Source organism: Streptomyces sp. A3M-1-3 (genome assembly GCF_024213665.1).
In the GTDB taxonomy this organism is placed as follows: domain Bacteria; phylum Actinomycetota; class Actinomycetes; order Streptomycetales; family Streptomycetaceae; genus Streptomyces.
In genome coordinates, this window is the sequence record NZ_JANAVP010000002.1 from 289806 (window position 1) to 315253 (window position 25448).

At 68.9% G+C, this 25448-nt stretch carries 21 protein-coding genes; 4 read left to right on the forward strand and 17 right to left on the reverse strand.

Annotated features, from left to right (window positions below; all coding sequences use genetic code 11):
• Window positions 1-36 precede the first annotated feature (36 nt).
• The 4 genes from NLX86_RS03310 to NLX86_RS03325 form a co-directional block, all read right to left on the reverse strand.
• Window positions 37-408: an FKBP-type peptidyl-prolyl cis-trans isomerase gene (locus NLX86_RS03310; RefSeq protein WP_254370017.1), complete on the reverse strand. Its 372-nt coding sequence runs from the start codon at window positions 406-408 to the stop codon at window positions 37-39.
• 45 nt (window positions 409-453) lie between these two features.
• Window positions 454-1434 (reverse strand): FKBP-type peptidyl-prolyl cis-trans isomerase, encoded by a 981-nt coding sequence (locus NLX86_RS03315; RefSeq protein ID WP_254370018.1) that lies wholly within the window; start codon window positions 1432-1434, stop codon window positions 454-456.
• Between the two features lie 120 nt (window positions 1435-1554).
• Window positions 1555-2916: a Pup--protein ligase gene (gene pafA / locus NLX86_RS03320; protein WP_254370019.1), complete on the reverse strand. Its 1362-nt coding sequence runs from the start codon at window positions 2914-2916 to the stop codon at window positions 1555-1557.
• Window positions 2917-2925: 9 nt separating this feature from the next.
• Window positions 2926-4185, reverse strand: coding sequence for an MFS transporter (locus NLX86_RS03325; RefSeq protein ID WP_254370020.1), 1260 nt, complete (start codon window positions 4183-4185; stop codon window positions 2926-2928).
• 65 nt (window positions 4186-4250) lie between these two features.
• Here NLX86_RS03325 and NLX86_RS03330 point away from each other — a divergent pair, with 65 nt between their 5' ends.
• Window positions 4251-5294, forward strand: a complete 1044-nt coding sequence (locus tag NLX86_RS03330) for a LacI family DNA-binding transcriptional regulator (RefSeq protein ID WP_254370021.1) — start codon at window positions 4251-4253, stop codon at window positions 5292-5294.
• Window positions 5295-5547: 253 nt separating this feature from the next.
• Here the strand turns inward: NLX86_RS03330 and prcA are convergent, their stop codons facing one another.
• From prcA to arc, 6 genes are all read right to left on the reverse strand, one after another.
• The gene (prcA, locus tag NLX86_RS03335) at window positions 5548-6297 is read right to left on the reverse strand and encodes a proteasome subunit alpha (protein WP_254370022.1); all 750 of its coding nucleotides are present in this window, start codon (window positions 6295-6297) and stop codon (window positions 5548-5550) included.
• A 49-nt stretch (window positions 6298-6346) separates the two neighbouring features.
• Complete coding sequence (gene prcB / locus NLX86_RS03340; RefSeq protein WP_254370023.1) at window positions 6347-7192, reverse strand: proteasome subunit beta; 846 nt, start codon at window positions 7190-7192, stop codon at window positions 6347-6349.
• The gene (locus NLX86_RS03345) at window positions 7144-7731 is read right to left on the reverse strand and encodes an endonuclease VII domain-containing protein (RefSeq protein ID WP_254370024.1); all 588 of its coding nucleotides are present in this window, start codon (window positions 7729-7731) and stop codon (window positions 7144-7146) included. The genes prcB and NLX86_RS03345 overlap by 49 nt, the downstream gene beginning before the upstream one ends.
• 41 nt (window positions 7732-7772) lie before the next feature.
• Entirely contained in the window at window positions 7773-7991 is a 219-nt protein-coding gene (locus tag NLX86_RS03350; RefSeq protein WP_254370025.1) for a ubiquitin-like protein Pup, read from the reverse strand.
• Window positions 7992-8143: 152 nt separating this feature from the next.
• Window positions 8144-9655: a depupylase/deamidase Dop gene (gene dop / locus NLX86_RS03355; protein WP_374213822.1), complete on the reverse strand. Its 1512-nt coding sequence runs from the start codon at window positions 9653-9655 to the stop codon at window positions 8144-8146.
• Between the two features lie 234 nt (window positions 9656-9889).
• Window positions 9890-11656 carry a proteasome ATPase gene (arc, locus tag NLX86_RS03360; protein ID WP_254370026.1) on the reverse strand — a complete coding sequence of 589 codons (1767 nt, stop codon included), beginning with the start codon at window positions 11654-11656 and terminating at the stop codon, window positions 9890-9892.
• Window positions 11657-11909: 253 nt separating this feature from the next.
• On the opposite strand from arc, the gene NLX86_RS03365 reads away from it, so the two are divergent.
• The gene (locus NLX86_RS03365; RefSeq protein WP_254370027.1) at window positions 11910-12230 is read left to right on the forward strand and encodes a ferredoxin; all 321 of its coding nucleotides are present in this window, start codon (window positions 11910-11912) and stop codon (window positions 12228-12230) included.
• A 19-nt stretch (window positions 12231-12249) separates the two neighbouring features.
• On the opposite strand, the gene NLX86_RS03370 is transcribed toward NLX86_RS03365, so the two are convergent.
• The 3 genes from NLX86_RS03370 to NLX86_RS03380 all read right to left on the reverse strand — a co-directional run bounded on the left by NLX86_RS03370 (window position 12250) and on the right by NLX86_RS03380 (window position 15296).
• Window positions 12250-12843 (reverse strand): hypothetical protein, encoded by a 594-nt coding sequence (locus NLX86_RS03370; protein WP_254370028.1) that lies wholly within the window; start codon window positions 12841-12843, stop codon window positions 12250-12252.
• A 204-nt stretch (window positions 12844-13047) separates the two neighbouring features.
• The gene (locus tag NLX86_RS03375) at window positions 13048-13956 is read right to left on the reverse strand and encodes a tRNA (adenine-N1)-methyltransferase (RefSeq protein WP_254370029.1); all 909 of its coding nucleotides are present in this window, start codon (window positions 13954-13956) and stop codon (window positions 13048-13050) included.
• An 86-nt stretch (window positions 13957-14042) separates the two neighbouring features.
• On the reverse strand, window positions 14043-15296 hold the full coding sequence (locus tag NLX86_RS03380; RefSeq protein WP_254370030.1) for a site-2 protease family protein: 1254 nt from the start codon (window positions 15294-15296) through the stop codon (window positions 14043-14045).
• Window positions 15297-15422: 126 nt separating this feature from the next.
• Between NLX86_RS03380 and NLX86_RS03385 the strand changes: the two genes are divergently transcribed.
• The gene (locus NLX86_RS03385; protein ID WP_254370031.1) at window positions 15423-16280 is read left to right on the forward strand and encodes a RecB family exonuclease; all 858 of its coding nucleotides are present in this window, start codon (window positions 15423-15425) and stop codon (window positions 16278-16280) included.
• A 274-nt stretch (window positions 16281-16554) separates the two neighbouring features.
• Complete coding sequence (locus tag NLX86_RS03390; RefSeq protein ID WP_254370032.1) at window positions 16555-17226, forward strand: response regulator transcription factor; 672 nt, start codon at window positions 16555-16557, stop codon at window positions 17224-17226.
• Window positions 17227-17253: 27 nt separating this feature from the next.
• Here NLX86_RS03390 and NLX86_RS03395 read toward each other — a convergent pair whose 3' ends face one another.
• The 4 genes from NLX86_RS03395 to metH all read right to left on the reverse strand — a co-directional run bounded on the left by NLX86_RS03395 (window position 17254) and on the right by metH (window position 25344).
• On the reverse strand, window positions 17254-18846 hold the full coding sequence (locus NLX86_RS03395; protein WP_254370033.1) for an ABC transporter substrate-binding protein: 1593 nt from the start codon (window positions 18844-18846) through the stop codon (window positions 17254-17256).
• Between the two features lie 70 nt (window positions 18847-18916).
• Window positions 18917-20521, reverse strand: coding sequence for an ABC transporter substrate-binding protein (locus tag NLX86_RS03400; RefSeq protein WP_254370034.1), 1605 nt, complete (start codon window positions 20519-20521; stop codon window positions 18917-18919).
• 478 nt (window positions 20522-20999) lie between these two features.
• Window positions 21000-21701: an HAD family phosphatase gene (locus tag NLX86_RS03405; protein ID WP_254370035.1), complete on the reverse strand. Its 702-nt coding sequence runs from the start codon at window positions 21699-21701 to the stop codon at window positions 21000-21002.
• A 130-nt stretch (window positions 21702-21831) separates the two neighbouring features.
• Complete coding sequence (gene metH, locus NLX86_RS03410; protein WP_254370036.1) at window positions 21832-25344, reverse strand: methionine synthase; 3513 nt, start codon at window positions 25342-25344, stop codon at window positions 21832-21834.
• Window positions 25345-25448 lie beyond the last annotated feature (104 nt).

The window sequence follows — 25448 nt, forward strand, 5'->3', positions numbered from 1 at the left end:
CCCTCGGTGTGCTGCGGCACGGCTACGGCGTGTGGATCAGACGCCGACCAGGTCGCAGACGAAGATCAGCGTCTCGCCCGGCTTGATCCGGTCGCCCGCGCCACGGTCTCCGTACGCGAGGTGCGCGGGGATGATCAGCTGGCGGCGCCCGCCGACCTTCATGCCCTGCACGCCCTTGTCCCAGCCCTGGATGACCTGGCCGACACCGAGCTGGAACTTCAGCGGGGTGCCGCGGTTCCAGCTGGAGTCGAACTCCTCGCCGGTGGAGAAGGCCACACCCACGTAGTGGACGGAGACGGTGTCGCCGGCCTTGGCCTCCGGGCCGTCACCCTCCCAGATGTCCTTGATCTCCAGGTCGGCCGGCGGCTCGCCGCCCGGGAAGTCGATCTCGGGCTTCTCGATGCTCACGGAAATTGCTCCTTGTTCACTGACGTACGGGCAACCCGGACAGTCTTACAGAACAGCAAGGATGTCGAGCGAGAAGACCAGCGTCGAGTTGGCCGGAATGCCCTCCGAGGCCTTGTCGCCGTAGCCCAGCTCCGGCGGCACCACGAGCATGACGCGGCTGCCGACCTTCTTGCCCGCAAGCCCCTGCTGCCAGCCCTTGATCAGCTGCTGCAGCGGGAACTCGGCCAGCTCCTCGCGCTTGTAGGTGGAGTCGAACTCCTTGCCGCCGTCCCAGAGGACGCCCTTGTACTGCAGGAGCAGCGTGTCCGTGGCCTTGACCTCCGCGCCGTCGCCCTCCAGGACATAGCTGGAGACGAGCTTCTTGGGCGCGTCCTTCTTCGGGACGTCGATCGAGGGCGCGTTGCCGTCCGTGTTGGTGCCGACCTTGGGAAGATCGATGTTGTCCTGCGCGACCTCCTTGCCGTCGGCCGAGCTCTTGCCGCTGAAGGTGCCCACGACGTCGACCACGAAGACGAGCGTGTCGGTGCCCTTGATCCCGCCCTGCGGGTTGCCCTGGCTGCCGTAACCGAGCGCCGGCGGCACCGCCAGCTCCACGCGGCTGCCGACCTTCTTGCCCACCAGTGCCTGGTCCCAGCCGGGGATGAGCTGGCCGACGCCGATCGGGTAGAGGGCCGCCTTGCCGCGGTCGAAGGAGTTGTCGAAGACCTTCGCGGTGTCCCAGATCTGGCCCAGGTAGTTGAACTGCAGCTTGTCACCCTTGGCAACCGTGGCGCCCTTGCCCTCGATCAGCGTCTTGACCGCGAGATCCGTGGACGGCTTTCCGGACCCCTTGGCGATGGTCGGCTTCTCACCGAACTTCGTACCGGCCGTGACCGCAGGCAGCGGGCCGTCGACGATCTTCCCCGTGGGGGCCGCCGAGGGCGTCGGGCTGGAGTCGGTCTTGGCCTTGTCGGACTTGTCGTCGCCGCAGCCCGCGAGCGTGAGCAGCCCGGCGGGCACGGCGAGGAGGAGGGAGCGACGGCGCACGGAAAGCCTCTATCTGGTTGGGGGGTAGATCTTGCTGTTGGCGTGCGCGCCACTCTACGACGTGCGCGAGGCGCCGTACGTGAAACGTACGGCGCCTCGCGTTCCGTTCCGCCCCGGCTGTCACATGCCGGCGATCAGCTTCTCCACCCGGTCGTCGACCGACCGGAAGGGGTCCTTGCACAGCACGGTGCGCTGCGCCTGGTCGTTGAGCTTGAGGTGCACCCAGTCGACGGTGAAGTCCCGGCGCTGCTCCTGGGCCCGCCGGATGAAGTCACCCCGCAGTCGCGCCCGAGTGGTCTGCGGCGGCACCGACTTGCCTTCGAAGATCTTCAAGTCGTTGCAGATCCGGGCGGCTTGGCCCTTCCTCTCCAGCAGGTAGTAGAGCCCGCGGCGGCGGTGGATGTCGTGGTACGCGAGGTCTATCTGGGCGACCCGCGGATGCGACATCGTCATGTTGTGCTTGGCCCGGTACCGCTCGATGAGCTTGTATTTCATCACCCAGTCGATCTCGGTGCCGATCCGGTCGAGATCCTCTGCCTCGATCGCGTCCAGGGTGCGGCCCCAGAGTTCGAGGACCTGCTCGACCGTACCCGTACGGATGCCCCGGCGGTCGACGAAGTCCACCGCCTTCTCGTAGTACTCCCGCTGGACCTCGAGAGCGGATGCCTCGCGTCCGCTGGCCAGGCGCACCTTGCGCTGTCCGGTGAGGTCGTGGCTGACCTCGCGGATCGCCCGGATCGGGTTCTCCAGGGTCAGGTCGCGCATCACCGTGCCCGCCTCGATCATGCGCAGCACCAGGTCGGTGGCGCCGACCTTGAGGAGCATGGTGGTCTCGGACATGTTGGAGTCGCCGACGATGACGTGGAGCCGGCGGTAGCGCTCGGCGTCCGCGTGCGGCTCGTCCCGGGTGTTGATGATCGGCCGGGAGCGGGTGGTGGCGGAGCTGACCCCCTCCCAGATGTGCTCGGCACGCTGGCTGACGCAGTAGACCGCGCCCCGGGGGGTCTGCAGTACCTTGCCCGCGCCGCACAGCAGCTGCCGGGTGACCAGGAAGGGGATCAGGATGTCCGCGAGCCGGGAGAACTCTCCGTGCCGGGCGACCAGATAGTTCTCGTGGCAGCCGTAGGAGTTTCCCGCCGAGTCGGTGTTGTTCTTGAAGAGATAGACGTCGCCTGCGATTCCCTCCTCGTGCAGGCGGCGTTCGGCGTCGACGAGCAGGCCCTCGAGGATGCGCTCGCCGGCCTTGTCGTGGGTGACCAGTTCGGTCACGTTGTCGCATTCGGGAGTTGCGTATTCCGGATGCGATCCCACGTCGAGGTACAGGCGGGCGCCGTTCCGCAGGAAGACGTTGCTGCTGCGGCCCCATGACACAACACGGCGGAAGAGGTAGCGCGCCACTTCGTCAGGAGACAGTCGGCGCTGTCCCCTGAACGTGCACGTGACGCCGTACTCGTTCTCCAGCCCGAAAATGCGGCGGTCCATGACTGAACATTACGCCTGATGCCCTGCTCTGAAACCGGGTTCGACGGCACCGTTTCGATCATTTTCCGATGAGTTCTTTTCACCGCCGCGATGCGCGGGAGCTGCGAGGACCGGCTGAGTGGCCATCAGAACCAGTAGCGCGCTGACTCCTCCGGCACCCGCCACGGCGAAGCTCACGGCGGTCCCGCCGAGTTCCACGGCCGGGCCCGCGGCGGCCGTACCGAGGGCGGCGCCCACCCCGAAGGTGGTCACCAGCCAGGAGAACGCCTCGGTCACCGTACCGCTCGGGGCGTGCCGGTCGACCACGATGAAGGCGCACGCGATGGCCGGCGCGAGGAACACACCGGCGACGGCCGCGAGCAAGGTCATGACGACCACGTCCGGAGTCAGCATCAGCGGCAGATAGCCCAGCGCGAGCAGCGCCACGATGGCCGTCAGCCGCCGCTCGGGGGCGCCTGCCCACTGCCGGGCGCCGTACACCACGCCGCCGATCAGCGCACCGAGCCCGAGGGCCGCCATCAGCCAGCCGTACACCGACTCGTTGCCGTGGTCGTCGGCGTACGCGACGCCGGCGACGGTGATCGAGCCGAGGGCGACGCCCACGAAGAAGAACGAGCCCAGCAGGGCGAGGAGGCCCGGCGAGCGCAGGGCCCCCAGCCAGTGCGCCTCACGAGGCGCGGAGCGCCAGGCGCGGGACGGCTCCGAAACGACCACGGACAGCGCGCCGAGTACCCCGATCGCATTGATGACCAGCAGCGCGGCGCCCGGCGACCACAGTGAGACGAGCAGCGTGACCAGCAGTGGACCGACCGTGAACATGATCTCCTGGGCGACCGCGTCCAGCGCGTACGCGGCGTGCACCCGGTCCTCGCGCTTCAGCACGCTGGGCCAGAGGGCCCGTAGACCGCCCTCCAGGGGCGGTGTGAAGAGGCCCGCGACGGCAACGGCCCCGAAGGCCACCGGGAGGGAATCGGTGCCGATGAGGGCGAGCAGCGCCATTCCCAGGGCCGAGACGACGGCGGCCGGCAGCTGGACACGCGGCTGGCCGAAGAGGTCCACGGTCCGGCCGAGCAGCGGCTGGCCGACGGCGGTGGCCAGCCCGTACACGGCGGCGAGGGCTCCGGCGAGGGTGTAGCTGCCGCCCTCGGCCCGGGTGAAGAGCACGATCGCGATATGGGCGGTGGCGTTCGGCAGCCGGCCCACGAGGGTGCCGGCGAGCAGCCGCGCCGCATGCCGGGTCCTGAGGAGCTCCGCGTATCCCGCGGCCATGTGCCGTCCCTTCCGCCCCGACTCCAGCCGAGGTTTTACGTATAACGTACTGGTCCATACGTACCATGTGCGCTGTCCGCAGGTCTACCCCGGAGGCACCAGTGACGAGGCCCACCAGCCGTGATGTGGCACAGGCCGCCGGGGTCTCGCAGGCGACCGTCTCGCTGGTCCTCGGCGACAAGTGGCGGGGGCGCGTCTCGCAGCGCACGGCAGGCCTGGTGCGGGACGCCGCCCAGGAGCTGGGCTACCGGCCCAACCTCGCGGCCCGCAACCTCCGGCTGGGCCGCACACGCACCGCGCTGCTGGTCGTACCGGCGCTCACCAACGAGTTCTTCGCCCGCGTCTACACCGGCGCGGCGCGGGTCGCCGCCGAACACGACTTCGGCGTGGTGCTCTACCTCTGGCCCGAGGGCGTGGGGCCCGCCCGCGACCCCTTCGCCTCGGCGCGGGCCGCCCTGGACGGCGTCATCGCCTCGTCAATGGCGGCCGGCGCGCTCGGCGCGATCCGGGGCGCCGATCTGCCCCTGGTGATGCTCGACAGCGACCCTGCCGGCACGGAGGCCGCGGCGCTGGTGAACCTCGACATGGCCGACGGGATGCGGCAGGTGACGGACCATCTGCTCGGCCTCGGCCACCGGCGCTTCGTCCATCTCGCCTCGGCCGTGGAGTCCTGGACCTTCGAGGTACGGGCCCGGGCCCTGGCCGGGGCGCTGGGCAAGGCATCCGGCACCGTCGTACGCACCGCCCCCGCACCGCTCACCGTCGACGGCGGCCGGACGGCCGCCGAGGCGGCCCTGTCCGCACCCGGTCCCCGGCCCACGGCGGTCATCTGTGACGACGACATCCTGGCCGCGGGCGCGTGCAAGGCGGCCCGGCGGCTCGGCCTGCGGATCCCGGACGACCTCTCGGTGACCGGCTTCGACGATCTGGCCCTCGCCACGGCGGTGGAGCCGGAGCTGACCACGGTCCGGCTGCCCGCGGAAGAGGTCGGCGAGCGCGGTATGAGCGCACTGCTCGCCGTCCTGGACGGCCGCCCCCCACAAACGGGCGACCTACCGGTCGAACTGATCCCCCGAGCCTCCACGGCACCACCCCCGCGGGCGCACTGAGCGGTTCTTGAGCGGCTCCGCCGCGTGGCAGGGCAAGGCCCGCCCCCGGCGAGGTACGGCAGCTTCGCGCCGCAGCGCAGACCGGGCCCGGGACGCCCGGACGCACACCGCCGTTTGAGCGCGGCGCCGGGGTGCAGCGGCTGCGCGGCACGCAGCGGCCGGCCGCACACCGATCGGGCACGCGAGCCCGGGCGCCGGACATGGCTGTGCCCCGGTCGCGCGGGGCGGCCGGGGCACGGCAAGGGGCCGGGGGCTATTCCTCCTCGGTGTCCGAGGGGGCCTCGGTCGGTTCCGTTGTCGCGCCTTCCGTCTCCAGCAGACGGGTCAGCTGACGTCCGACGATGCGCTTGAACTTCCGCTGCTGCGGCCGCGTCCGGTCCAGGACCGCGACCTCCAGCCGCTCCGCGGGGATCTCCCGCTCGCTGCCGTTGCTCTGGTTGGACAGGGCCTGGACGGCCAGCCGCAGCGCTTCCGCCAGCGTCATCCCGTCGCGGTGGCGCTGGTCGAGGAACGTGCTGATCTGTTCGGCGTTGCCGCCGACCGCGACCGAGCCGTGCTCGTCGACGATCGATCCGTCGTGCGGCAACCGGTAGATCTGGTCACCCTCGGGCGCGCTGCCCACCTCGGCGACAACCAGCTCCACCTCGTACGGCTTCTCGGCGGCGCTGGAGAAGATGGTGCCCAGCGTCTGCGCGTAGACGTTGGCCAGTCCACGCGCCGTCACATCGTCACGGTCGTACGTGTAGCCGCGCAGATCCGCGTAACGGACGCCGCCGATACGGAGGTTCTCGTACTCGTTGTACTTGCCGGCCGCGGCGAAGCCGATCCGGTCATAGATCTCGCTGAACTTGTGCAGCGCACGGGACGGGTTCTCGCCGACGAACACAATGCCGTCGGCGTACTGCATCACAACAAGGCTCCGCCCGCGGGCGATGCCCTTCCGGGCGTACTCCGCCCGGTCGGCCATGGCCTGCTGGGGTGAGACATAGAACGGCGTCGACACCGGCTATCCGTCCCTTTCTGTCAGTGGCGAGTGCATGTCCCGGTCCGCGTCAGAGCAACGCGGCACGCGGGCCGTCGGGCTGTTCGAGGCGCCGCTCGGTGATCGCGCGGGCGAGTTCGGAGGATTCCGCCTCGGTCAGCTTCCGGAAGCCCTCGTCGGTGATGACGGTGACGATCGGGTAGATACGGCGGGCCATGTCGGGACCGCCGGTCGCCGAATCGTCGTCTGCGGCGTCGTACAGCGCCTGTACGACCAGAGTGGTGGCCTGCTGCTCCGTCAGGTCCTCGCGGTACAGCTTCTTCATCGAGCCGCGCGCGAAGATCGAGCCGGACCCGGTGGCCGCGAAGCCGTGCTCCTCCGACCGGCCGCCCGTGACGTCGTACGAGAAAATCCGGCCCTTCTCACGGTCCACGTCCCAGCCCGCGAAGAGCGGAACGACGGCCAGGCCCTGCATCGCCATGCCGAGATTGCCGCGGATCATCGTGGAGAGCCGGTTGGCCTTGCCCTCCAGGGAGAGGGTGGCGCCCTCCACCTTCTCGAAGTGCTCCAGCTCCAGCTGGAAGAGTTTGACCATCTCGACGGCGAGGCCGGCCGTGCCCGCGATGCCCACCGCGGAGTACTCGTCGGCCGGGAACACCTTCTCGATGTCGCGCTGCGCGATCATATTGCCCATGGTGGCCCGGCGGTCACCGGCCAGCACCACTCCGCCGGGGAACGTCGCGGCGACGATGGTGGTGCCGTGCGGCGCCTCGATCACGCCCTTGGTGGGCGGCAGCACCCGCTTGCCCGGAAGCATCTCGGGCGAGTGGTCGGACAGAAAGTCCATGAACGAGGCCGAGCCCGGCGTCAGGAAGGCAGCTGGTAGACGCCCGGTGCTACGAGTGTTGGCTTCCACGCGATTCCTTCCAGATAAGTGATGGCCCGACGCAGAGTGTCGGGATCATCTCCCAACTTGCCGATGGCCGAATTGCAGTTGAAGCACAGTACGCCACGGACCTTACCCGTCTCATGGCAGTGATCCACATGTACTGCCGGGGCAGATAAGCAGATCAAGCAGATGCCCATCTGGGACGAGATCATCTCGTCCCTCTGGGCCTCGGTGATGCCGTATGTGCGCATGAAGTAGCCCGCGCGATTATTCTGCGCCCGGCAGACACGGCAGTAGCTGCACCAGCCGTCGGAAGAAGTCTTGTTCCGCTCCCACTCCGAGTGCGGCTTGACCTCCCCGCATTGCGGGCACCGCTTGTGTCCGCGCGGCACGGGCACCTTCACCCGCACCGCGCGCCCCTTCGCCTCCTGGCGCCGCTTGTAGTACTGCGCGGAGCAGTCTCTGCAGTACGCCTGCAATCCGTCCGGAGTTGAGCGGTTACTGGCGAAGGCTGCGCGCGGCATTTCAACCTTGCACCGCGAGCAGCGCTTCAGCGCCTCAGGCATGACACCCACCCCCCAGCCTTCGAATCTAAGGGAAACCGGCCCTACTGCCCACCCTTCTGAACGAAGCTTCGCACAAAGTCCTCTGCATTCTCTTCGAGGACATCGTCAATCTCGTCCAGTACCGAGTCGACGTCGTCCGACAGCTTCTCCTGCCGCTCCTTGAGGTCTTCAGCGGCCTGCGCCTCTGCCGCCTGCTCCTCGACCTCCTCGGTGGAGCGCTGTGCCTTCTGCTGTCCGCCGCCGGTGTCCTTGGTCGCCATCTCTACCTCACCCCGCTCGGTTCGCCCGCTCGATTCGAGATCGATCTCTCCAAGATCAGACCCTACCCACAGGGTCTGACATCGGCCCCGTACTTCGTACAGTCCGTACAACGTCCGGGAGCCATCTCCATGATTCCCTTCCGCGCCTCATTTCAGCCCCCGGAGAGGACCCGGACCAGGTCCTCGGCCGTCCGGCAGCGGTCCAGCAGCTCCTTCACGTGGTTACGCGTTCCGCGAAGCGGCTCCAGGGTGGGGACCCGCTGGAGCGAGTCGCGGCCGGGCAGGTCGAAGATGACCGAGTCCCAGGAGGCCGCCGCGACGTCGTCCGCGTACTGCTCGAGGCAGCGGCCGCGGAAGTACGCCCGGGTGTCTTCCGGGGGCTTCGTCTCGGCCCGTTCCACGGCCGGCTCGTCCAGCAGCCGCTTCACCTTGCCGCGGGCCGCCAGCCGGTTGTACAGGCCCTTGTCGGGCCGTACGTCGGCGTACTGGAGGTCGACCAGGTGGAGGCGGGCCGCGTCCCAGTCCAGGCTGTCGCGGCGCCGGTAGCCCTCCAGTAGCTCCCGCTTGGCGATCCAGTCCAGCTCGCCGGAGAGGCTCATGGGGTCGCTCTCCAGCCGCCCCAGCACGTCCTCCCAGCGGATCAGGACGTCCCTGGTCTGGTCGTCGGCGTCCGCCCCGAACCGCTCCTCGACGTACTTGCGGGCCAGCTCGAAGTACTCCATCTGCAGTTGTACTGCGGTGAGTGTCCGGCCGCTGCGCAGGGTGACCAGGTGCTTGAGCGTGGGGTCGTGCGAGACCTGGTGCAGGGTGCGCACCGGCTGGTCGACCGCGAGGTCCACGGCGATGAAGCCGTCCTCGATCATCGACAGGACCAGGGCGGTGGTGCCGAGTTTCAGGTACGTCGAGATCTCGGAGAGGTTCGCGTCGCCGATGATCACGTGCAGCCTGCGGTACTTCTCGGCGTCCGAGTGCGGCTCGTCCCGGGTGTTGATGATGGGCCGCTTCAGGGTGGTCTCCAGGCCCACCTCGACTTCGAAGTAGTCGGCCCGCTGGCTGATCTGGAAGCCGTGTTCGTGGCCGTCCTGGCCGATGCCGACCCGGCCCGCGCCGGTGACGACCTGCCGGGAGACGAAGAACGGCGTCAGGTGCCGCACGATGTCCGAGAAGGGGGTCTCCCGCTTCATCAGGTAGTTCTCGTGCGTGCCGTAGGAGGCGCCCTTGTTGTCGGTGTTGTTCTTGTAGAGGTGGATCGGCTGGGCGCCCGGCAGCTGCGCGGCGCGCTCGGCGGCCTCGGCCATGATCCGTTCGCCGGCCTTGTCCCACAGGACGGCATCGAGCGGGTTGGTCACCTCCGGCGAGCTGTATTCGGGGTGCGCGTGGTCCACGTACAGCCGCGCACCGTTGGTGAGGATGACATTGGCCAGGCCGATGTCCTCGTCGGTGAGCTGGCTGGAGTCGGCGGCCTCGCGGGCGAGGTCGAAGCCGCGGGCGTCCCGCAGCGGGTTCTCCTCCTCGAAGTCCCAGCGGGCGCGGCGCGCCCGGTGCATCGCCGCCGCGTAGGCGTTGACGATCTGGGATGAGGTGAGCATGGCATTGGCGTTCGGGTGGCCGGGGACGGAGATCCCGTACTCCGTCTCGATTCCCATTACTCGCCGTACGGTCATGCGGCCCTCCTTGCCCGGCGGCGCTCCCACCCGGGAGCGGCGCTCAAGTACCGCTGTTTCTCCGGTGCGTGTGCGGTGCCCGTCCCCGCACTGCGCGACTCGGCGGTACCGATGAGCCTAGAACGCCTCTGCGCTGGTGGGGAGATCATTTCATTCATTGCCCTAGCTCCTGCGGCCTCCTGAAAGCAGTTGGCTGCGGATGCCCTGAGAGGGCACCCGCAGCCGCCCTGACATTTACAGGTACTGACCGGTGTTTGCCACCGTGTCGATGGAGCGTCCGGTGTCCGCGCCCTGCTTTCCGGTGACGAGTGTGCGGATGAATACGATCCGCTCGCCCTTCTTTCCGGAGATCCTGGCCCAGTCGTCCGGGTTTGTCGTGTTGGGCAGGTCCTCGTTCTCCTTGAACTCGTCCACGCAAGCCTGGAGGAGGTGGGAGACGCGCAGACCCTTCTGGTTTTGGTCGAGGAAGGCCTTGATGGCCATCTTCTTGGCCCGGTCCACGATGTTCTGGATCATCGCGCCCGAGTTGAAGTCCTTGAAGTAAAGGACTTCCTTGTCGCCGTTGGCGTACGTGACCTCGAGGAAGCGGTTTTCCTCGGTCTCGGCGTACATCTGCTCCACGACGGACTGGATCATGCCGTGCACCGTGGCGGCGGAGTCTCCACTGTGCTCGGTCAGGTCGTCGCCGTGCAGGGGCAGCGAGGCCTTGAGGTACTTGGCGAAGATGTCCCTCGCCGCCTCGGCGTCCGGACGCTCGATCTTGATCTTGACGTCGAGCCGGCCGGGTCGCAGGATCGCCGGGTCGATCATGTCCTCGCGGTTCGAGGCACCGATGACGATGACGTTCTCCAGGCCCTCCACGCCGTCGATCTCGGCGAGCAGCTGCGGGACGATGGTGTTCTCCACGTCCGAGCTGACTCCGGATCCGCGGGTGCGGAAGAGCGACTCCATCTCGTCGAAGAAGACGATCACGGGGGTGCCCTCGCTCGCCTTCTCCCGGGCACGCTGGAAGACGAGGCGGATGTGCCGCTCGGTCTCACCGACGTACTTGTTGAGGAGCTCGGGGCCCTTGATGTTGAGGAAGTAGCTCTTCCCCGCGGGCTGTCCGGTCACCTCGGCGACCTTTTTGGCAAGGGAGTTGGCCACGGCTTTGGCGATCAGCGTCTTGCCGCAGCCGGGGGGGCCGTAGAGCAGCACGCCCTTGGGCGGCCGCAGTTCGTGCTCCTTGAAGAGGTCGGGGTAGAGGTAGGGCAGCTCGACCGCGTCGCGGATCATCTCGATCTGGTTGCCCAGACCGCCGATCTTGTCGTAGTCGATGTCCGGGACCTCTTCGAGGACGAGCTCCTCGACCTCGCTCTTGGGTACGACCTCGTAGACGTAGCCGGAGCGGGGCTCGAGCAGCAGGGCGTCGCCGGGGCGGATGATGACGTCCAGCAGGGGCTCGGCGAGCCTCACCACCCTTTCCTCGTCGGTGTGCCCGACCACCAGGGCGCGCTCGCCGTCCTCGAGGATCTCCTTGAGGGTGACGATGTCCCCGGCGCGCTCGTACTCCATGGCCTCGACCACATTGAGCGCTTCGTTGAGCATGACCTCCTGGCCGCGCCTGAGCTCGTCCGGCTCGACGCTGGGGCTGACGTTCACCCGGAGCTTGCGGCCCCCGGTGAAGATGTCGACGGTGCCGTCCTCGTTCGACTGCAGGAAGACACCGAAGCCGGCCGGCGGCTGTGCGAGCCGGTCGACCTCCTCCTTGAGGGCCACGATCTGGTCCCGGGCCTCACGGAGCGTATTGGCAAGTCGCTCGTTCTGAGCGGACACGCCGGCCAGGTTCGTCTGCAACTCGATGATCCGCTCTTCGAGAATCCTCGTGTGCCGCGGAGAGTCGGCGAGCTTTCGTCGCAGGACGGCGATTTCCTGCTCGAGATAGGCAACCTGGCCGGCTGGGTCCTCAGACCCCCGCCCGGGCCGGATGCCGCGGTTGATGTCGTCGTCGTGGGCTGCCACGGTCCTCACCTCCTCCAAGGGGAGCTGGACGCTTCCTGACCCTACCTGGGCAGGTGGCGATTGAAACCCCTAGATCACAAAGACGGTAGGGGTGTGTCCGATCTTCACCCTTGCGTACTCCCTCACGCCAGGGGAATACCCACCGTTCAACATCGGAAAGCGGCCGGTTGTATCGTCGAAGCGTTCAACACCCGTCAGGGCTGGCGCGACTTGCGTCAGGTTGGATCACGTAGCGCAGGGAACGGCAGGAGATATGACCGTGCAGGACGAGGCGCCCAGCGGCAGCGTCGGCGAGGGCCGGGATCTGCTCGAGGTCTGGATCGACCAGGATCTCTGCACCGGGGACGGAATCTGCGCCCAGTACGCGCCCGAGGTCTTCGAGCTGGACATCGACGGGCTGGCGTACGTGAAGGGCGCCGAGGACGAGCTGCTGCAGGATCCGGGGGCCACAACACCCGTGCCGCTGCCGCTTCTCCGGGATGTGGTGGACTCCGCCAAGGAGTGCCCGGGCGACTGCATCCATGTACGGCGAGTTTCGGACAGGGTCGAGGTCTACGGGCCTGACGCCGAGTGACGGATCACACACTGCCCGCTCAGGCGCGGGCTTGGTCGGCCCGTAGGAACTTGCCGTCCGCCCATCGCCACTTGACCTGTCGGCGCTCGTCCGGGCAGCAGCGCGGCACCGCCTGCGAGGAATAGCCGAAGAGCGTCGCGGTGACTGTGCCGTCACGGACCGCGAAGGCGCCCACACTCAACTTCTCCGCCGGGTCGACCAGGGTGGCCACAATCCTGGCGGCGGAGCTCTGTGCGGCCTGCCGCGCGAGTACGTAGACACCGCTCGGCGGGGTGCCCGAGCCGGCCTCGCAACGGACCACGACGACGCTCTCCGGCCGTCCGTCACCGTCGAGGTCGCCGGATCCCTGCTTGGTCACCAGCTCCTTCGCGCCACCGCAGTCGAGCGGGAAGTCCACCTTGGCGGGATCGGGCGCGGCGGCGGGATCGGGCGCGGGCAGCTCGGGCCCGGCTGTCGTGACCGTCCTCGGGCCGCCGGCCTGGGACGCGGTGGCGTCGTCGGGCTGGAGCAGGCCGGCGACCGCGACGACCGCGGCCATCGCCGTGGCAGTGGCGAGCCAGTGCGCCGGGCGGGTGCGGGTGTGCGCCAGGTCCGGGACGTCCGAGGTCTGCACGCGGAGTGTCTCCTGTGGTGCGGCGGTGCTGGGGGTGGCCAGCATCGTGCCACACGTCACACCGGGGCGGAACGACGGGGTCCGTAATTCCGCGAATCCGCTGGGCCAACGAATGGGCCAACGAAAAGGCGCCGCCGCCCAGTTCCCCTGTGAGGTGCGGGAACTGGGCGGCGGCGTTCGTACGTTGGAGACTTGCGGCGGGTGTCAGCCTCGCGAGGCGGACCCGCTCTCACTGCCGGGGCCGGTGTAGTCCTCGCCGTACGCGCCCTTGGCGGGCCGGCGGCGGCGCAGCGGGGGCTCCACGCCGTCGGCGAGGCGGCGGGCGGTGACGAGGAAGCCTGTGTGGCCGATCATCCGGTGGTCCGGGCGGACGGCCAGGCCTTCGACGTGCCAGTTGCGGATCATCGACTCCCACGGCTGCGGCTCGGCGAAGCAGCCGATCTCGCGGATCGCCTCCACGGTGCGGGCGAGCTGGGTGGTGGTCGCGACGTACGCGCAGAGGATGCCGCCCGGCACGAGCGCCTTGGAGACGGCATCGAGGCATTCCCAGGGGGCGAGCATATCCAGGATCACGCGGTCGACATCGGTGTCCGACAGGTTGTCCTGGAGGTCGCCGACCGTGAGCTGCCACGCGGGGTGGGGGCCGCCGAAGTAGCGCTCCACGTTCTGGGTGGCGATCTCGGCGAAGTCCTCCCGGCGCTCGTAGCTGTGCAGCATGCCCTGGTCGCCGATGGCCCGCAGCAGGAAGCTGCTGAGCGACCCGGAGCCGACCCCCGCCTCCACGACGCGGGCGCCGGGGAAGATGTCGGCGAAGGCCAGGATCTGGCCCGCGTCCTTGGGGTAGACCACGGCGGCGCCGCGGGGCATGGAGAGGACGTAGTCGGGGAGCAGGGGGCGCAGCGCGAGGTAGGCGACGTTTCCCGTGGTTCGGACAACACTGCCCTCGGGAGCACCGATCAGCTCGTCGTGCGGGAAGGAACCCTTGTGGGTGTGAAAATTCTTCCCGGCTTCGAGCGTGAACGTGTAGTGGCGTCCCTTGGGGTCGGTGAGCTGGACCTGGTCCCCGACCTTGAAGGGCCCGCGTCGGCGGGCGGCACCGGTCGGTTCGGACATGTGAACAGCCTACCGGCCCCGCAGGGTGCAGGTTCACGCTGCCCCCGGCGAGTGAGCCGAAGCGCCCCGGAGGCGAACCGAGCCCCTTATGAGGAGGGCCGCGCCATGGCTTGGACGAAGGCCCTTTCGACGTCGGCGGTGGAGAGGACGCCGTAGATCTCGCCCGTCTCCTCGACCACGAGGTACTCGGTGGCCGGGGTTGCGCGCAGGGTGTCGAGGAGTGCTTCGCCGGCCAGTTCGGCCGAGACCTTCATGCCGTCCTTGATGTCCTGGGCGAGGCCGCTCACCGCGACCCAGGGGCGGCGGTGTTCGGGGACTCCCGCGATGGCTGCCTCGCGTACCAGGCCGGTGGGGTCGCCGAGCCCGTCGACGACGACCAGGGCGCGGGCGCCGGCCTCGTTGGCGCGGCGCAGTGCCTCGGAGAGGGGGGTGTGGGACTCCACCGGGACGGCCCGCCGGGTGAGGGTGCGGGCGCGCAGCCCCGGGAGGTGCTCGCGCAGCCGGGCCATGCGCAGGCTGTTGCCCGCTCCGGTCCAGATGATCGCGGCGAGGATGGCGGCGAGGAGCGCGTCGGTGACGGTGTCCATGCCGCCGATCTCTTCGGTGGGGTTCCCGAGGAGGCCGGTGTGGGTGAGGAGCGGGAGGCCGAGGAGTACGGCGACGGCGAGGGCGCGGCCAACCCAGGCGGCGGCGACGGTGCCGGCCATCGGCTTGCCGGTGATCTTCCACACGACGGCCCGCAGCATCCGGCCGCCGTCGAGCGGCAGGCCCGGCAGCAGGTTGAACGCGGCAACGATGAGGTTGGAGATCATCAGGCCGGCGAGCAGCACGCCTGGCACGGTGCCCGGTTCGACGGCCTGCATTCCGGCGTAGAAGGCACCGGCCAGGAGGAGCGAGAGCAGCGGGCCGACGAAGGCCAGGACGAATTCACGGCCGGGTGTCTCGGACTCCTTCTCGATCTCGGAGACTCCGCCGAAGAACTGGAGCTGGATCCGGCGCACCGGCAGCTTGAAGCGCAGGGCGGCGACCGTGTGGGCCAGTTCGTGGACGAGTACGGAGGCGTAGAAGGCGACGGCGAAGAAGAGGGAGACCAGATAACGGGCGCTGCCGAGTTCGGGCAGGACGCGCTCGAGTTGGCCGCCGAAGACCCAGGTGATGAGCGCCGCCACGAGGAACCAGCTGGGGGCGACGTACACCGGCACGCCGAAGGGACGGCCCATGAGGAGGCCGCCACCGGATTCGCGTCGCGTGCGCTGCGGCTTGCTGTCTCCGGGCGGGGAGCCGGGACTGGCTCCCCCGCCGCCGGACCGCGGCCGTCCGCCGTCGCCGCTCTCGTCCACGGTGTCCCCTCTGTCGGAAGCGTCCCCCACTGTTGCATGGTGTGATCCCACGATCATGCAGTGCGAGGGGGTCTGTCGTCGATGGTATGCGGAGCACTGTCAGTGGCGGGTCGTAGGGTCTGAGTCATGAGTACGACCACCGGCACCGAACCGGCCGACGCCGCGCGGCCCACGTCGCTCTCTCCTTCCCGGGCGAGCGACTTCATGCAGTGCCCGCTGCTCTACCGGTTCCGGGTGATCGACAAGCTGCCCGAGAAGCCGAGTGCGGCGGCGACGCGGGGCACGTTGGTGCACGCGGTGCTGGAGCGGCTCTTCGACGACCCGGCGGTGGAGCGTACGGCGCCGCGGGCGCGGGCGATGGTGCCCGGCCAGTGGGACCGGCTGCTGGAGTCGCGGCCGGAGCTGACGGAGCTGTTCGCCGAGGATTCCGAGGGGGAGCGGCTCGGGCGGTGGCTCTCGGAGGCGGAGGAGCTCGTCGAGCGGTGGTTCTCGCTGGAGGATCCGACGAGGCTGGAGCCGGCGGAGCGGGAGCTGTTCGTCGAGACGGAGCTGGAGTCGGGGCTGCGGTTGCGCGGGATCATCGACCGGGTCGATGTGGCGCCCACCGGTGAGGTGCGGATCGTCGACTACAAGACGGGCAAGGCTCCGCGTCCGGAGTACGCGGAGGGTGCGCTGTTCCAGATGAAATTCTACGCGCTGGTGGTGTGGCGGCTGAAGGCGGTCGTCCCGCGCCGGCTGCAGCTGGTGTATCTCGGCAGCGGCGATGTCCTGACGTACGACCCGGTGGTGGCCGATCTGGAGCGGGTGGAGCGCAAGCTGCTCGCTCTGTGGGACGCGATCAAGGAGGCGACCGAGACGGGTGAGTGGCGGCCCCGGCCGACGAAACTCTGCGGCTGGTGCGACCACCAGGCCCACTGCCCGGAGTTCGGCGGCACGCCCCCGGTGTACCCGTTGACGATCACGCCGCGGAATCCGGCCCCCTGACGGCACAGCGCGGCCCCCGGCCGGGGGTCCGGGGGTTGCCCCCCGGGAAGACACAGCCCGTTGACGATCACGCCGCGGAATCCGGCCCCCTGACGGCACAGCGCGGCCCCCGGCCGGGGGTCCGGGGGTTGCCCCCCGGGAAGACACAGCCCGTTGACGATCACGCCGCGGAATCCGGCCCCCTGACGGCACAGCGCGGCCCCCGGCCGGGGTCCGGCGGCGGGCGGGGCGGGGGGTCAGGGCAGAATGGGGCCGGTCTAGCTAAGGAGTTCCCGTGGCCATCCGCGTCCTACTGGTCGACGACCAGCCTCTCCTGCGTACCGGTTTCCGGATGATCCTGGAGGCGGAGCAGGACCTCGCGGTCGTCGGCGAGGCCGGGGACGGCCTGCAGGCTCTCGACCAGGTGCGGGCCCTGCAGCCGGATGTCGTGCTGATGGACATCCGTATGCCGCGGATGGACGGGGTGGAGGCGACACGCCAGATCACCGGGCCCGGCCGGGACGGCCCGGCCAAGGTGCTGGTGCTGACGACTTTCGATCTCGACGAGTACGTCGTGGAGGCGCTGCGCGCCGGGGCCAGCGGGTTCCTGCTGAAGGACGCTCCGGCCAATGAGCTGGTGCAGGCGATCCGGGTGGTCGCCGCCGGCGAGGCGATGCTCGCGCCGAGCATCACCCGCCGGCTGCTCGACAAGTACGCGAGCCATCTGCCGTCCGGCGAGGACCCGGTGCCGGACACGCTGCACACGCTGACCGAGCGCGAGGTGGAGGTGCTCAAGCTGGTCGCGCGCGGCCTGTCGAACGCGGAGATCGCCGCCGATCTCTTCGTCAGCGAGACGACGGTCAAGACGCATGTCGGGCATGTGCTGACGAAGCTGGGGCTGCGCGACCGGGTGCAGGCGGCGGTTTACGCGTACGAGAGCGGACTGGTGCGCCCCGGCGCACAGTGACGCCGGGGCGCGGCCGTTGACGGCCGGTCAGCCCTTGCTGATGCCCTTGCTGATCTCCCAGAACCGGAAGACCGTCGAGGCGTCCAGCGACCACTGGAGGCCCGTGACGTTCTCGCGGGCCACCACGTACTGCTTGCCCTGCCACAGCGGCAGGATCGGCAGCTCCTCGGCGACCAGGTTCTGCAGCCTGCCGAAGTCCTCCTCGGTGGCGGCGCGGTCGGACATCGCGGAGGTGGCCGGGATGATGTCGTCGGTGATGGTGCCGTTCTCGTAGTTGTTGGACAGCACGTTGCCCTCGCCGAAGAACGGCTGGGTGAAGTTGTCCGGGTCCGGGTAGTCCGGGATCCAGCCCTTGAGGTACACGCCGTACTTGCCGTCGGCGATGTCCTTCTCGTACTGGTCGAACTCGACGGACTTCACATCGGCGTCGAAGAGCCCGCTGTCGTTCAGCTGCTTCGCGATGGCCTGGAACTCCTGGCCCGCCGCCGGCCCGTAGCGGGACGGGGTGGTCCACAGGGTGAGCTTCACCTTGTCCGTGAAGCCGGCCTTGCGCAGGGCCTGGCGGGCCTTTTCGGGCTGCGGGGTGCCACCGTACCGGTCGAAGAATGCCGTGTTGTGGGCGGCGATTCCGGCCGGGACGATGGAGTAGAGCGGCGACGCGGTGCCGTTGTAGACCTCGCTGACCAGGGCCTCGCGGTCGACGAGGTAGGCGATGGCCTTGCGTACGCCGAGTTCGCCGGCGACCGGGTCGTTCATGTTGAAGACGAGGTGCTGCACCTCGGCTCCGTTGCCCTCGACGACATCGAGGCCGGTCTTGCCGCTCTGGTCGCCGAGTCCGGCGATGTCCTGTGCGGCGAGACCGCGGTAGGCGATGTCCACATCGCCCTTCTGCAGCGCCTCCTTGAGGGCCGCCTGGTCGTCGTCGAAGAACCGCAGCGTCATGCCGGAGTTCTGGGCCTTGGCCGTGCCCTGGTAGTCGGGGTTGACCGAGAAGGTGGCCTTCTCGTCGTCGAAGGAGTCCAGCTTGTAGACGCCGGAGCCGACCGCCTTGCTGTCCGTGCGCAGCTTGTCGGCGCTGTACTCGCGGTGGTCGACGATGGATCCGGCACCGGACGCGATCTTGCTGGGGAAGGTCGCGTCGGGCACCTTGAGGCGGAAGACCACGGTCTTCTCGTCCGGCGTGTCGATCGTGCCGATCGAGGCGAGCATGACGGCCGGGCCGTTCTCGTCGTCGATCTTGAGTGTGCGCTCGAAGGAGAACTTGACGTCCTTCGAGGTGAGGCTGTTCCCGTTGCTGAACTTCTGCCCGTCCCGCAGGGTGCACCGGTAGACCTTGCTGCCGCTGCCCTCGAAGGTGCACTTCTCGGCCGCATCGGGCTGCGGCACCGTGCTCCCCTTGGGGAAGCTCAGCAGGGACTGGAAGACGTTGTTGAACAACAGCCAGGAGCCCGGGTCGTAGCCCGAGGCCGGATCCGTGGCCGCAACATCGTCGGACATTCCCATGACCACCGAATCACCGGTGCCCCCGGAAGCCCCCTCCTGCGCACCGCAACCGCTGAGCAAACCGGCTGCGAGTCCCGCTCCGAGCGGGGCCGCCAACCACTGGTTACGCCTTTTCACGCGAACGTGCCTCACTGTCTCACTGAGTTGCCTCCCGGCGCGTGGTGCCCGCTACCGGGTTCTGCGGAGATCAGCCGCTCACACCACGGCCGAGCTCCCACAGCTGAAGGTCCGCGGAGGAGTTGACCGACCACTCCACCCCGGTGATGTCGTCGCGCGCGCCGACGTACTGCTTGCCCTGCCACAGCGGCAGCACGGGCACGTCCTCGGCGACGATGTCCTGGATCTTTGCGAAGGTCTTTCCGGCCGCGCCCCGGTCGGCCTCGCGCCGCGAGGCCGGGATCAGCTTGTCGCGGACCTCGTTGCTCACGTACGGCGTGCCCAGGAAGTTGTCCTTGTCCAGGAAGGGCGCGACGTAGTTGTCGGGGTCCGGGAAGTCGGGGAACCAGCCGAGGCCGTAGACGGCGTACTGGCCGCGCTTCTGGGCGGGACGGAACTTCGACCACTCGGTGCCCTTGACGCTGATGTCGAAGAGCTTGGTGGAGTTCAGCTGCTTCGCGAGCGCCTCGAACTCCTTGGCCGTACCGGAGCCGTAGTGGTCCGTCGTGTAGTGCAGCGTCAGCTTCACCGGGGTCTTGATGTCGGCGGCGCGCAGGATGGAACGGGCGCCGGCGGTGTTGGCGTCGCCGTACTTGTTGAAGAACGAGTTCACATGGCCGGGGATGCTGGAGGGAACGAGCGAGTAGAGCGGCTCGGCCGTCGATCCGTAGACCCTGGAGGTGAGTTCGTTGCGGTTGACGGCGGCTGCCATGGCCTGCCGGACCGCCTTGTCCTTCACCGAGGGGTCCGCGGTGTTGAAGGCGAGGTAGCGGATCTCCAGACCCGGCATCTCGACGAGTTCGACGCCCTTGGCCGGGGACGCCGACAGTTGCTCGATCTGCTCGGGCGACATGGTGCGGGACATCATGTCGATGTCTCCGGCCTCCAGCGCCTTGCCCATCTCGTCGGAGTCCGGATAGGTGCGCAGCTCGACCTTGTCGTTCTGCAGCTTCAAGTCGCCCTTGTAGTACGGGTTCTTGGAGAAGACGGCCCTGACGAGCTGGTTGTCCTTGACCTCGGGCCTGACGGTGTAGGGACCGGAGCCGTCGACCTCGAATCCGTCGCGGAGCCTGTTCGCGTCGTACGTGGCGCTGTTGACGATGCCGGCGGCCGGCGTGGACAGCTTGTACGGGAAGGTGGCGTCCGGGGTCTTGAGGTGGAAGACGACCTCGTCGTCACCGTTGGTCTCCACGGTGTCGATGTTGGACAGCAGGGTGATCGGACCGTTGTCGTCGTCGATGGTCAGCACACGGTCGATCGAGAACTTCACGTCCTCGGCGGTGAGGTCGTCACCGTTGGCGAACTTCAGCCCGCTGCGCAGGGTGCAGCGGTAGCTCTCGTTGCCCTTGTCCGTGAAGAGGCATTCCTGGGCGGCCTCGGGCTTCGGCGCGCCGCCGCCGCGCGGGACGTGCATCAGCGTCTGGACGGTCTGGCGCAGTACGTTCCAGGCGCCGGCGTCGTACGCGTAGGCGGGGTCGAAGGGGGCGGGTGCGTCCTGCGCGGCCTCGAACCGGTCCGTGGTACCGACGACGATCCCGTCGCCGCCCTCTCCCCCGCTGGTCGTGCTGCCGCACGCGGCGAGCACGGGGGCGAGCAGGCCGGCCACAGCCGGCAGCACCAGAGTCTTGCGGTTCATCCTCGGAGTTCTCCCTCATCCGGCACTTGCGTACAGCGGTTGCTTCCACTCCGCGGCAGCCGCCCGGGGTAGGGGCGAAGCGATCGGGCCGGGTACAAAACGATCGGTCCAGTGACCTCAGTTACGGGGTGCGTGCTGAGGACACGAAGGTTGCGGCGGAGTTCTCGCGACGACATTAGTGGGCATGGCCAGGAAAGCTGGAACTGGCTGGACTTGACGCGTAATCCCTGGGTGGTCAATGGGAACAGCGCGCCGATGCGGGGCCGCGGCAGGATTCGTACACGGCTCCATCAATCCGGACACAAGGGAAGCGGACGCACCGCCTCAACCCGCCCACCAAGGGGCAGAGAGGTGACCAAGCTCACTCGCGAGATCCGCGCCGCGGGCAATGTATTCAGCCACCACGCACTCACGGAAAATGCACGCGCCGGAGCAGGGAGTTTCGGCCCCATTCCGTGTTGTACGCAGCGTGAAGAGGTCAGTTCAATCGCGTGATCAGAGTTCTCAGGAAAGGGAGATCCACGTCTTCGAGGGACCGGACGACCGTCCGGCCCGGCGCCGGCGCGATGGGCGCGACCGACGGCACCGCCACTACCCGGCAGCCGGCCGCCTCGGCGGCGGCCACGCCGGTGGCCGTGTCCTCGATGACCGCGCAGCGCGCGGGGTGGGCGCCCAGGCCCTCGGCGGCCAGCAGGTACGGGTCGGGGTGCGGCTTGGTACGCGCCACCTCGTCACCGGCGACGGTCAGCGCGAAGCGGTGGGTACCCAGCGATCCGAGGACCCGGTCGATGATCCGCCGGTGCGAGGCGGACACCAGGGCGGTGGGGATGTTGTGCGCGGCCAGCTCGGTGAGCAGCCGCTCGGCGCCGGGCATCATGGGCAGGCTGTGCCCGATGCGCTCCTCGAAGCGGTCGTTGAGCAGTACGGTCAGCTCGGTGAGGGTGATGTCGGCACCGGTCGCCTGGATGAGGTAGCCGGCGCTGCGGGTCATCGGGCCGCCCACCACGATGTCGCGCCAGGTCTCGTCGAGGGTGTGCCCGAGATCGGCGAAGACCTCCACTTCGGCGTCCCACCAGAAGCCCTCGGTGTCCACCAGGGTGCCGTCCATGTCGAGCAGCACGGCCTGGAGGGCGGAGCCGTCGGCCGTACGGGTTACGGGCGCGGGAACCGTACTGGTCATCCGGGCACACCTCCAAGAGGGACGAGAAGGCCGGTGGCCTTCCCAGGAGGGAAGGCCAACCGGCCTGCGCTGGACCGACCAGTGTACGACGTGTCCGCTCGACGTGCGCGACAGCAATGCCCGGGCGGCGCTACCGGGCGTTGAAGTACTTCGCCTCGGGGTGGTGAATGACGATCGCGTCGGTGGACTGCTCGGGGTGGAGCTGGAACTCCTCGGAGAGGTGGACGCCGATCCGCTCCGGCTGGAGCAGCTCGGCGATCTTCGCCCGGTCCTCCAGGTCGGGGCAGGCACCGTAGCCGAGTGAGAAGCGCGCACCGCGGTACTTGAGCGCGAACATGTCCTCGACGTCGGTCGGGTCCTCGCCGGCGAAGCCGAGCTCGGAGCGGACGCGGGCGTGCCAGTACTCGGCGAGGGCTTCGGCGAGCTGGACGGACAGGCCGTGGAGTTCCAGGTAGTCGCGGTAGGCGTTTGCCTCGAACAGCTCGGCGGTGGCCTCGCCGATCCGTGAGCCGACCGTGACGACCTGCAGGCCCACGACATCGGTCTCGCCGGACTCCTCCGGGCGGAAGAAGTCCGCCAGGCACAGGCGGCGGCCGCGGCGCTGGCGCGGGAAGGTGAACCGGGTGCGCTCCGAGCCGTCCTCGCCCAGGAGGATCAGGTCGTCGCCCTTGGACACGCAGGGGAAGTAGCCGTGGACGACCGCGGCTTCCAGCAGGTTGTCGGTGTGCAGCTTGTCGAGCCAGCCGCGCAGCCGGGGCCTGCCCTCGGTCTCCACCAGCTCCTCGTACGTGGGTCCGGTGCCGGTGCGGGCCTGCTTCAGGCCCCACTGGCCCTTGAACAGGGCGCCCTCGTCGAGCCAGGAGGCGTACTCCTTGAGGCCGATGCCCTTGACCACCCGGGTGCCCCAGAACGGCGGCGTCGGGACCGGATTGTCGACCGCCACGTCCGAGCGGGCGGCGCCTTCCTCGGGGCGCTCCTCCGCAACGGCGGTGGCGGTGGGCCGCACGCGGCGCTGCTTGAGCTCGGGGAGGGCGGCGCCGGGGACGCCGCGCTTGACCGCGATGAGGGCGTCCATCAGCCGCAGGCCCTCGAACGCGTCGCGGGCATAGCGGACCTCGCCCTCGTAGATCTCGTGCAGGTCCTGCTCGACATACGCACGGGTCAGCGCCGCACCGCCGAGGATCACCGGGTAGTCGGCCGCCAGCTTGCGCTGGTTGAGCTCCTCCAGGTTCTCCTTCATGATCACGGTCGACTTGACGAGCAGCCCGGACATGCCGATCACATCGGCGCGGTGCTCTTCGGCGGCTTCCAGGATCGCGGAGACCGGCTGCTTGATGCCGAGGTTGACGACGTTGTAGCCGTTGTTGGACAGGATGATGTCGACCAGGTTCTTGCCGATGTCATGCACGTCGCCGCGGACGGTGGCCAGCACGATCGTGCCCTTGCCCTCCGCGTCCGACTTCTCCATGTGCGGCTCCAGGTGCGCGACCGCGGTCTTCATGACTTCGGCGGACTGGAGCACGAACGGCAGCTGCATCTGGCCGGAGCCGAACAGCTCACCGACGACCTTCATGCCCTCCAGCAGCGTGTCGTTGACGATGTCGAGGGCGGGGCGGTCCTGGAGGGCCTCGTCGAGGTCTGTTTGGAGCCCGTTCTTCTCGCCGTCGATGATCCGGCGCTGCAGCCGCTCGTCCAGCGGCAGGGCGAGGAGTTCCTCTGCCCGGCCGGCCTTCATCGACTTGGTGTTGACCCCCTCGAACAGCTCCATGAGCTTCTGCAGCGGGTCGTAGCCCTCGCTGCGCCGGTCGTAGATCAGGTCCAGGGCGACCTTGACCTGCTCCTCCTCCAGGCGGGCGATCGGCAGGATCTTCGACGCGTGCACGATCGCCGAGTCCAGGCCGGCCTTGACGCACTCGTCCAGGAAGACGGAGTTCAGCACCAGCCGGGCGGCCGGGTTGAGGCCGAAGGAGATGTTGGACAGGCCGAGGGTGGTCTGCACGTCCGGGTGGGTGCGCTTGAGTTCGCGGATCGCCTCGATGGTGGCGATGCCGTCGCCCCGGGACTCTTCCTGGCCGGTGCAGATGGTGAAGGTCAGGCAGTCGATGAGGATGTCGGACTCGTGGACGCCCCAGTTGGTGGTGAGGTCCTCGATCAGCCGCTCGGCGATGGCGACCTTGTTCTCGACGGTGCGGGCCTGGCCCTCCTCGTCGATGGTCAGCGCGATCAGCGCGGCGCCGTGCTCCACGGCGAGCGCGGTGACCTTCGCGAAGCGGGACTCCGGCCCGTCGCCGTCCTCGTAGTTGACCGAGTTGATGACGGCGCGGCCGCCCAGCTTCTCCAGACCGGCGCGGATGACCTCCAGCTCGGTGGAGTCCAGCACGATCGGCAGGGTGGAGGCGGTGGCGAAGCGGCCGGCCAGCTCCTCCATGTCCGCGACGCCGTCGCGGCCGACGTAGTCGACACAGAGGTCGAGCATGTGGGCGCCCTCCCGGATCTGGTCGCGGGCCATCTCCACACAGTCGTCCCAGCGGCCCTCCAGCATGGCCTCGCGGAACTTCTTCGAGCCGTTGGCGTTGGTGCGCTCGCCGATCGCGAGGTACGAGGTGTCCTGCCGGAAGGGCACGGTCTGGTAGAGCGAGGCGGCGCCGGGCTCGGGGCGTGGGTCACGGACGGTGGGGGTCATGTCACGGACCCGCTCGACCACCTGCCGCAGGTGCTCGGGCGTCGTACCGCAGCAGCCGCCCACCAACGACAGTCCGTACTCGCGCACGAACGTCTCCTGCGCGTCGGCCAGCTCGGCCGCCGACAGCGGGTAGTGGGCGCCGTCCTTGCCCAGGACGGGGAGTCCGGCATTGGGCATGCAGGAGAGCGGGACGCGGGAGTTGCGGGCCAGATAGCGCAGGTGCTCGCTCATCTCGGCCGGGCCCGTCGCGCAGTTCAGGCCGATCATGTCGATGCCCAGCGGCTCCAGCGCGGTCAGCGCGGCGCCGATCTCCGAGCCGAGCAGCATGGTGCCCGTCGTCTCCACGGTCACCGAGCAGATCAACGGGAGGCTGATGCCGGTGGCGTCCAGGGCGCGGCGGGCGCCGAGGATCGCGGCCTTGGTCTGCAGCAGGTCCTGGGTGGTCTCCACGAGCAGCGCGTCGGCGCCACCGGCGATCATGCCTTCGGCGTTCTGCTGGTAGGCGTCGCGCAGCCTGACGTACGGGGCGTGGCCCAGCGTCGGCAGCTTGGTGCCGGGGCCCATGGAGCCCAGGACCCAGCGCTGCTGCCCGGTGGAGGCGGTGAACTCGTCGGCGACCTCGCGGGCGATCCGCGCACCGGACTCGGACAGCTCGAAAATCCGCTCGGGGACGTCGTACTCACCGAGGGCCGAGAGGTTCGCGCCGAACGTGTTCGTCTCGACACAGTCCACGCCGACCGCGAAATACTCCTCGTGCACCGTTCGCACGATGTCGGGGCGGGTGACGTTGAGGATCTCGTTGCAGCCCTCGAGCTGCTCGAAGTCGTCGAGCGTGGGGTCCTGCGCCTGGAGCATCGTCCCCATGGCTCCGTCGGCGACCACCACACGGGTGGCCAGCGCCTCCCGGAGGGCGTCGGCCCTGGTCTGGCTGTCAGCGGACGGGTTCGGCAACGAGGCCATGGATGAGCTCCCTGGAGTGCGACGGCTGTCGGCTTTGCACCTTCTGAGGAAGGCGCACGCGGCCAGCCTAACCGGCAGACTCCGGCCCGGTGAGGCTGTCCCAC

What these genes read in the sequence shown, in the direction of transcription:
- pafA (WP_254370019.1), bottom strand. Translation starts at nt 2,916, where the DNA reads ATGGACCGCCGCATTTTCGGGCTGGAGAACGAGTACGGCGTCACGTGC.
- NLX86_RS03325 (WP_254370020.1), bottom strand. Translation starts at nt 4,185, where the DNA reads ATGGCCGCGGGATACGCGGAGCTCCTCAGGACCCGGCATGCGGCGCGG.
- NLX86_RS03330 (WP_254370021.1), top strand. Translation starts at nt 4,251, where the DNA reads ATGTGCGCTGTCCGCAGGTCTACCCCGGAGGCACCAGTGACGAGGCCC.
- NLX86_RS03345 (WP_254370024.1), bottom strand. Translation starts at nt 7,731, where the DNA reads ATGCCTGAGGCGCTGAAGCGCTGCTCGCGGTGCAAGGTTGAAATGCCG.
- NLX86_RS03350 (WP_254370025.1), bottom strand. Translation starts at nt 7,991, where the DNA reads ATGGCGACCAAGGACACCGGCGGCGGACAGCAGAAGGCACAGCGCTCC.
- dop (WP_374213822.1), bottom strand. Translation starts at nt 9,655, where the DNA reads ATGACCGTACGGCGAGTAATGGGAATCGAGACGGAGTACGGGATCTCC.
- NLX86_RS03365 (WP_254370027.1), top strand. Translation starts at nt 11,910, where the DNA reads ATGACCGTGCAGGACGAGGCGCCCAGCGGCAGCGTCGGCGAGGGCCGG.
- NLX86_RS03375 (WP_254370029.1), bottom strand. Translation starts at nt 13,956, where the DNA reads ATGTCCGAACCGACCGGTGCCGCCCGCCGACGCGGGCCCTTCAAGGTC.
- NLX86_RS03385 (WP_254370031.1), top strand. Translation starts at nt 15,423, where the DNA reads ATGAGTACGACCACCGGCACCGAACCGGCCGACGCCGCGCGGCCCACG.
- NLX86_RS03400 (WP_254370034.1), bottom strand. Translation starts at nt 20,521, where the DNA reads ATGAACCGCAAGACTCTGGTGCTGCCGGCTGTGGCCGGCCTGCTCGCC.
- NLX86_RS03405 (WP_254370035.1), bottom strand. Translation starts at nt 21,701, where the DNA reads ATGACCAGTACGGTTCCCGCGCCCGTAACCCGTACGGCCGACGGCTCC.
- metH (WP_254370036.1), bottom strand. Translation starts at nt 25,344, where the DNA reads ATGGCCTCGTTGCCGAACCCGTCCGCTGACAGCCAGACCAGGGCCGAC.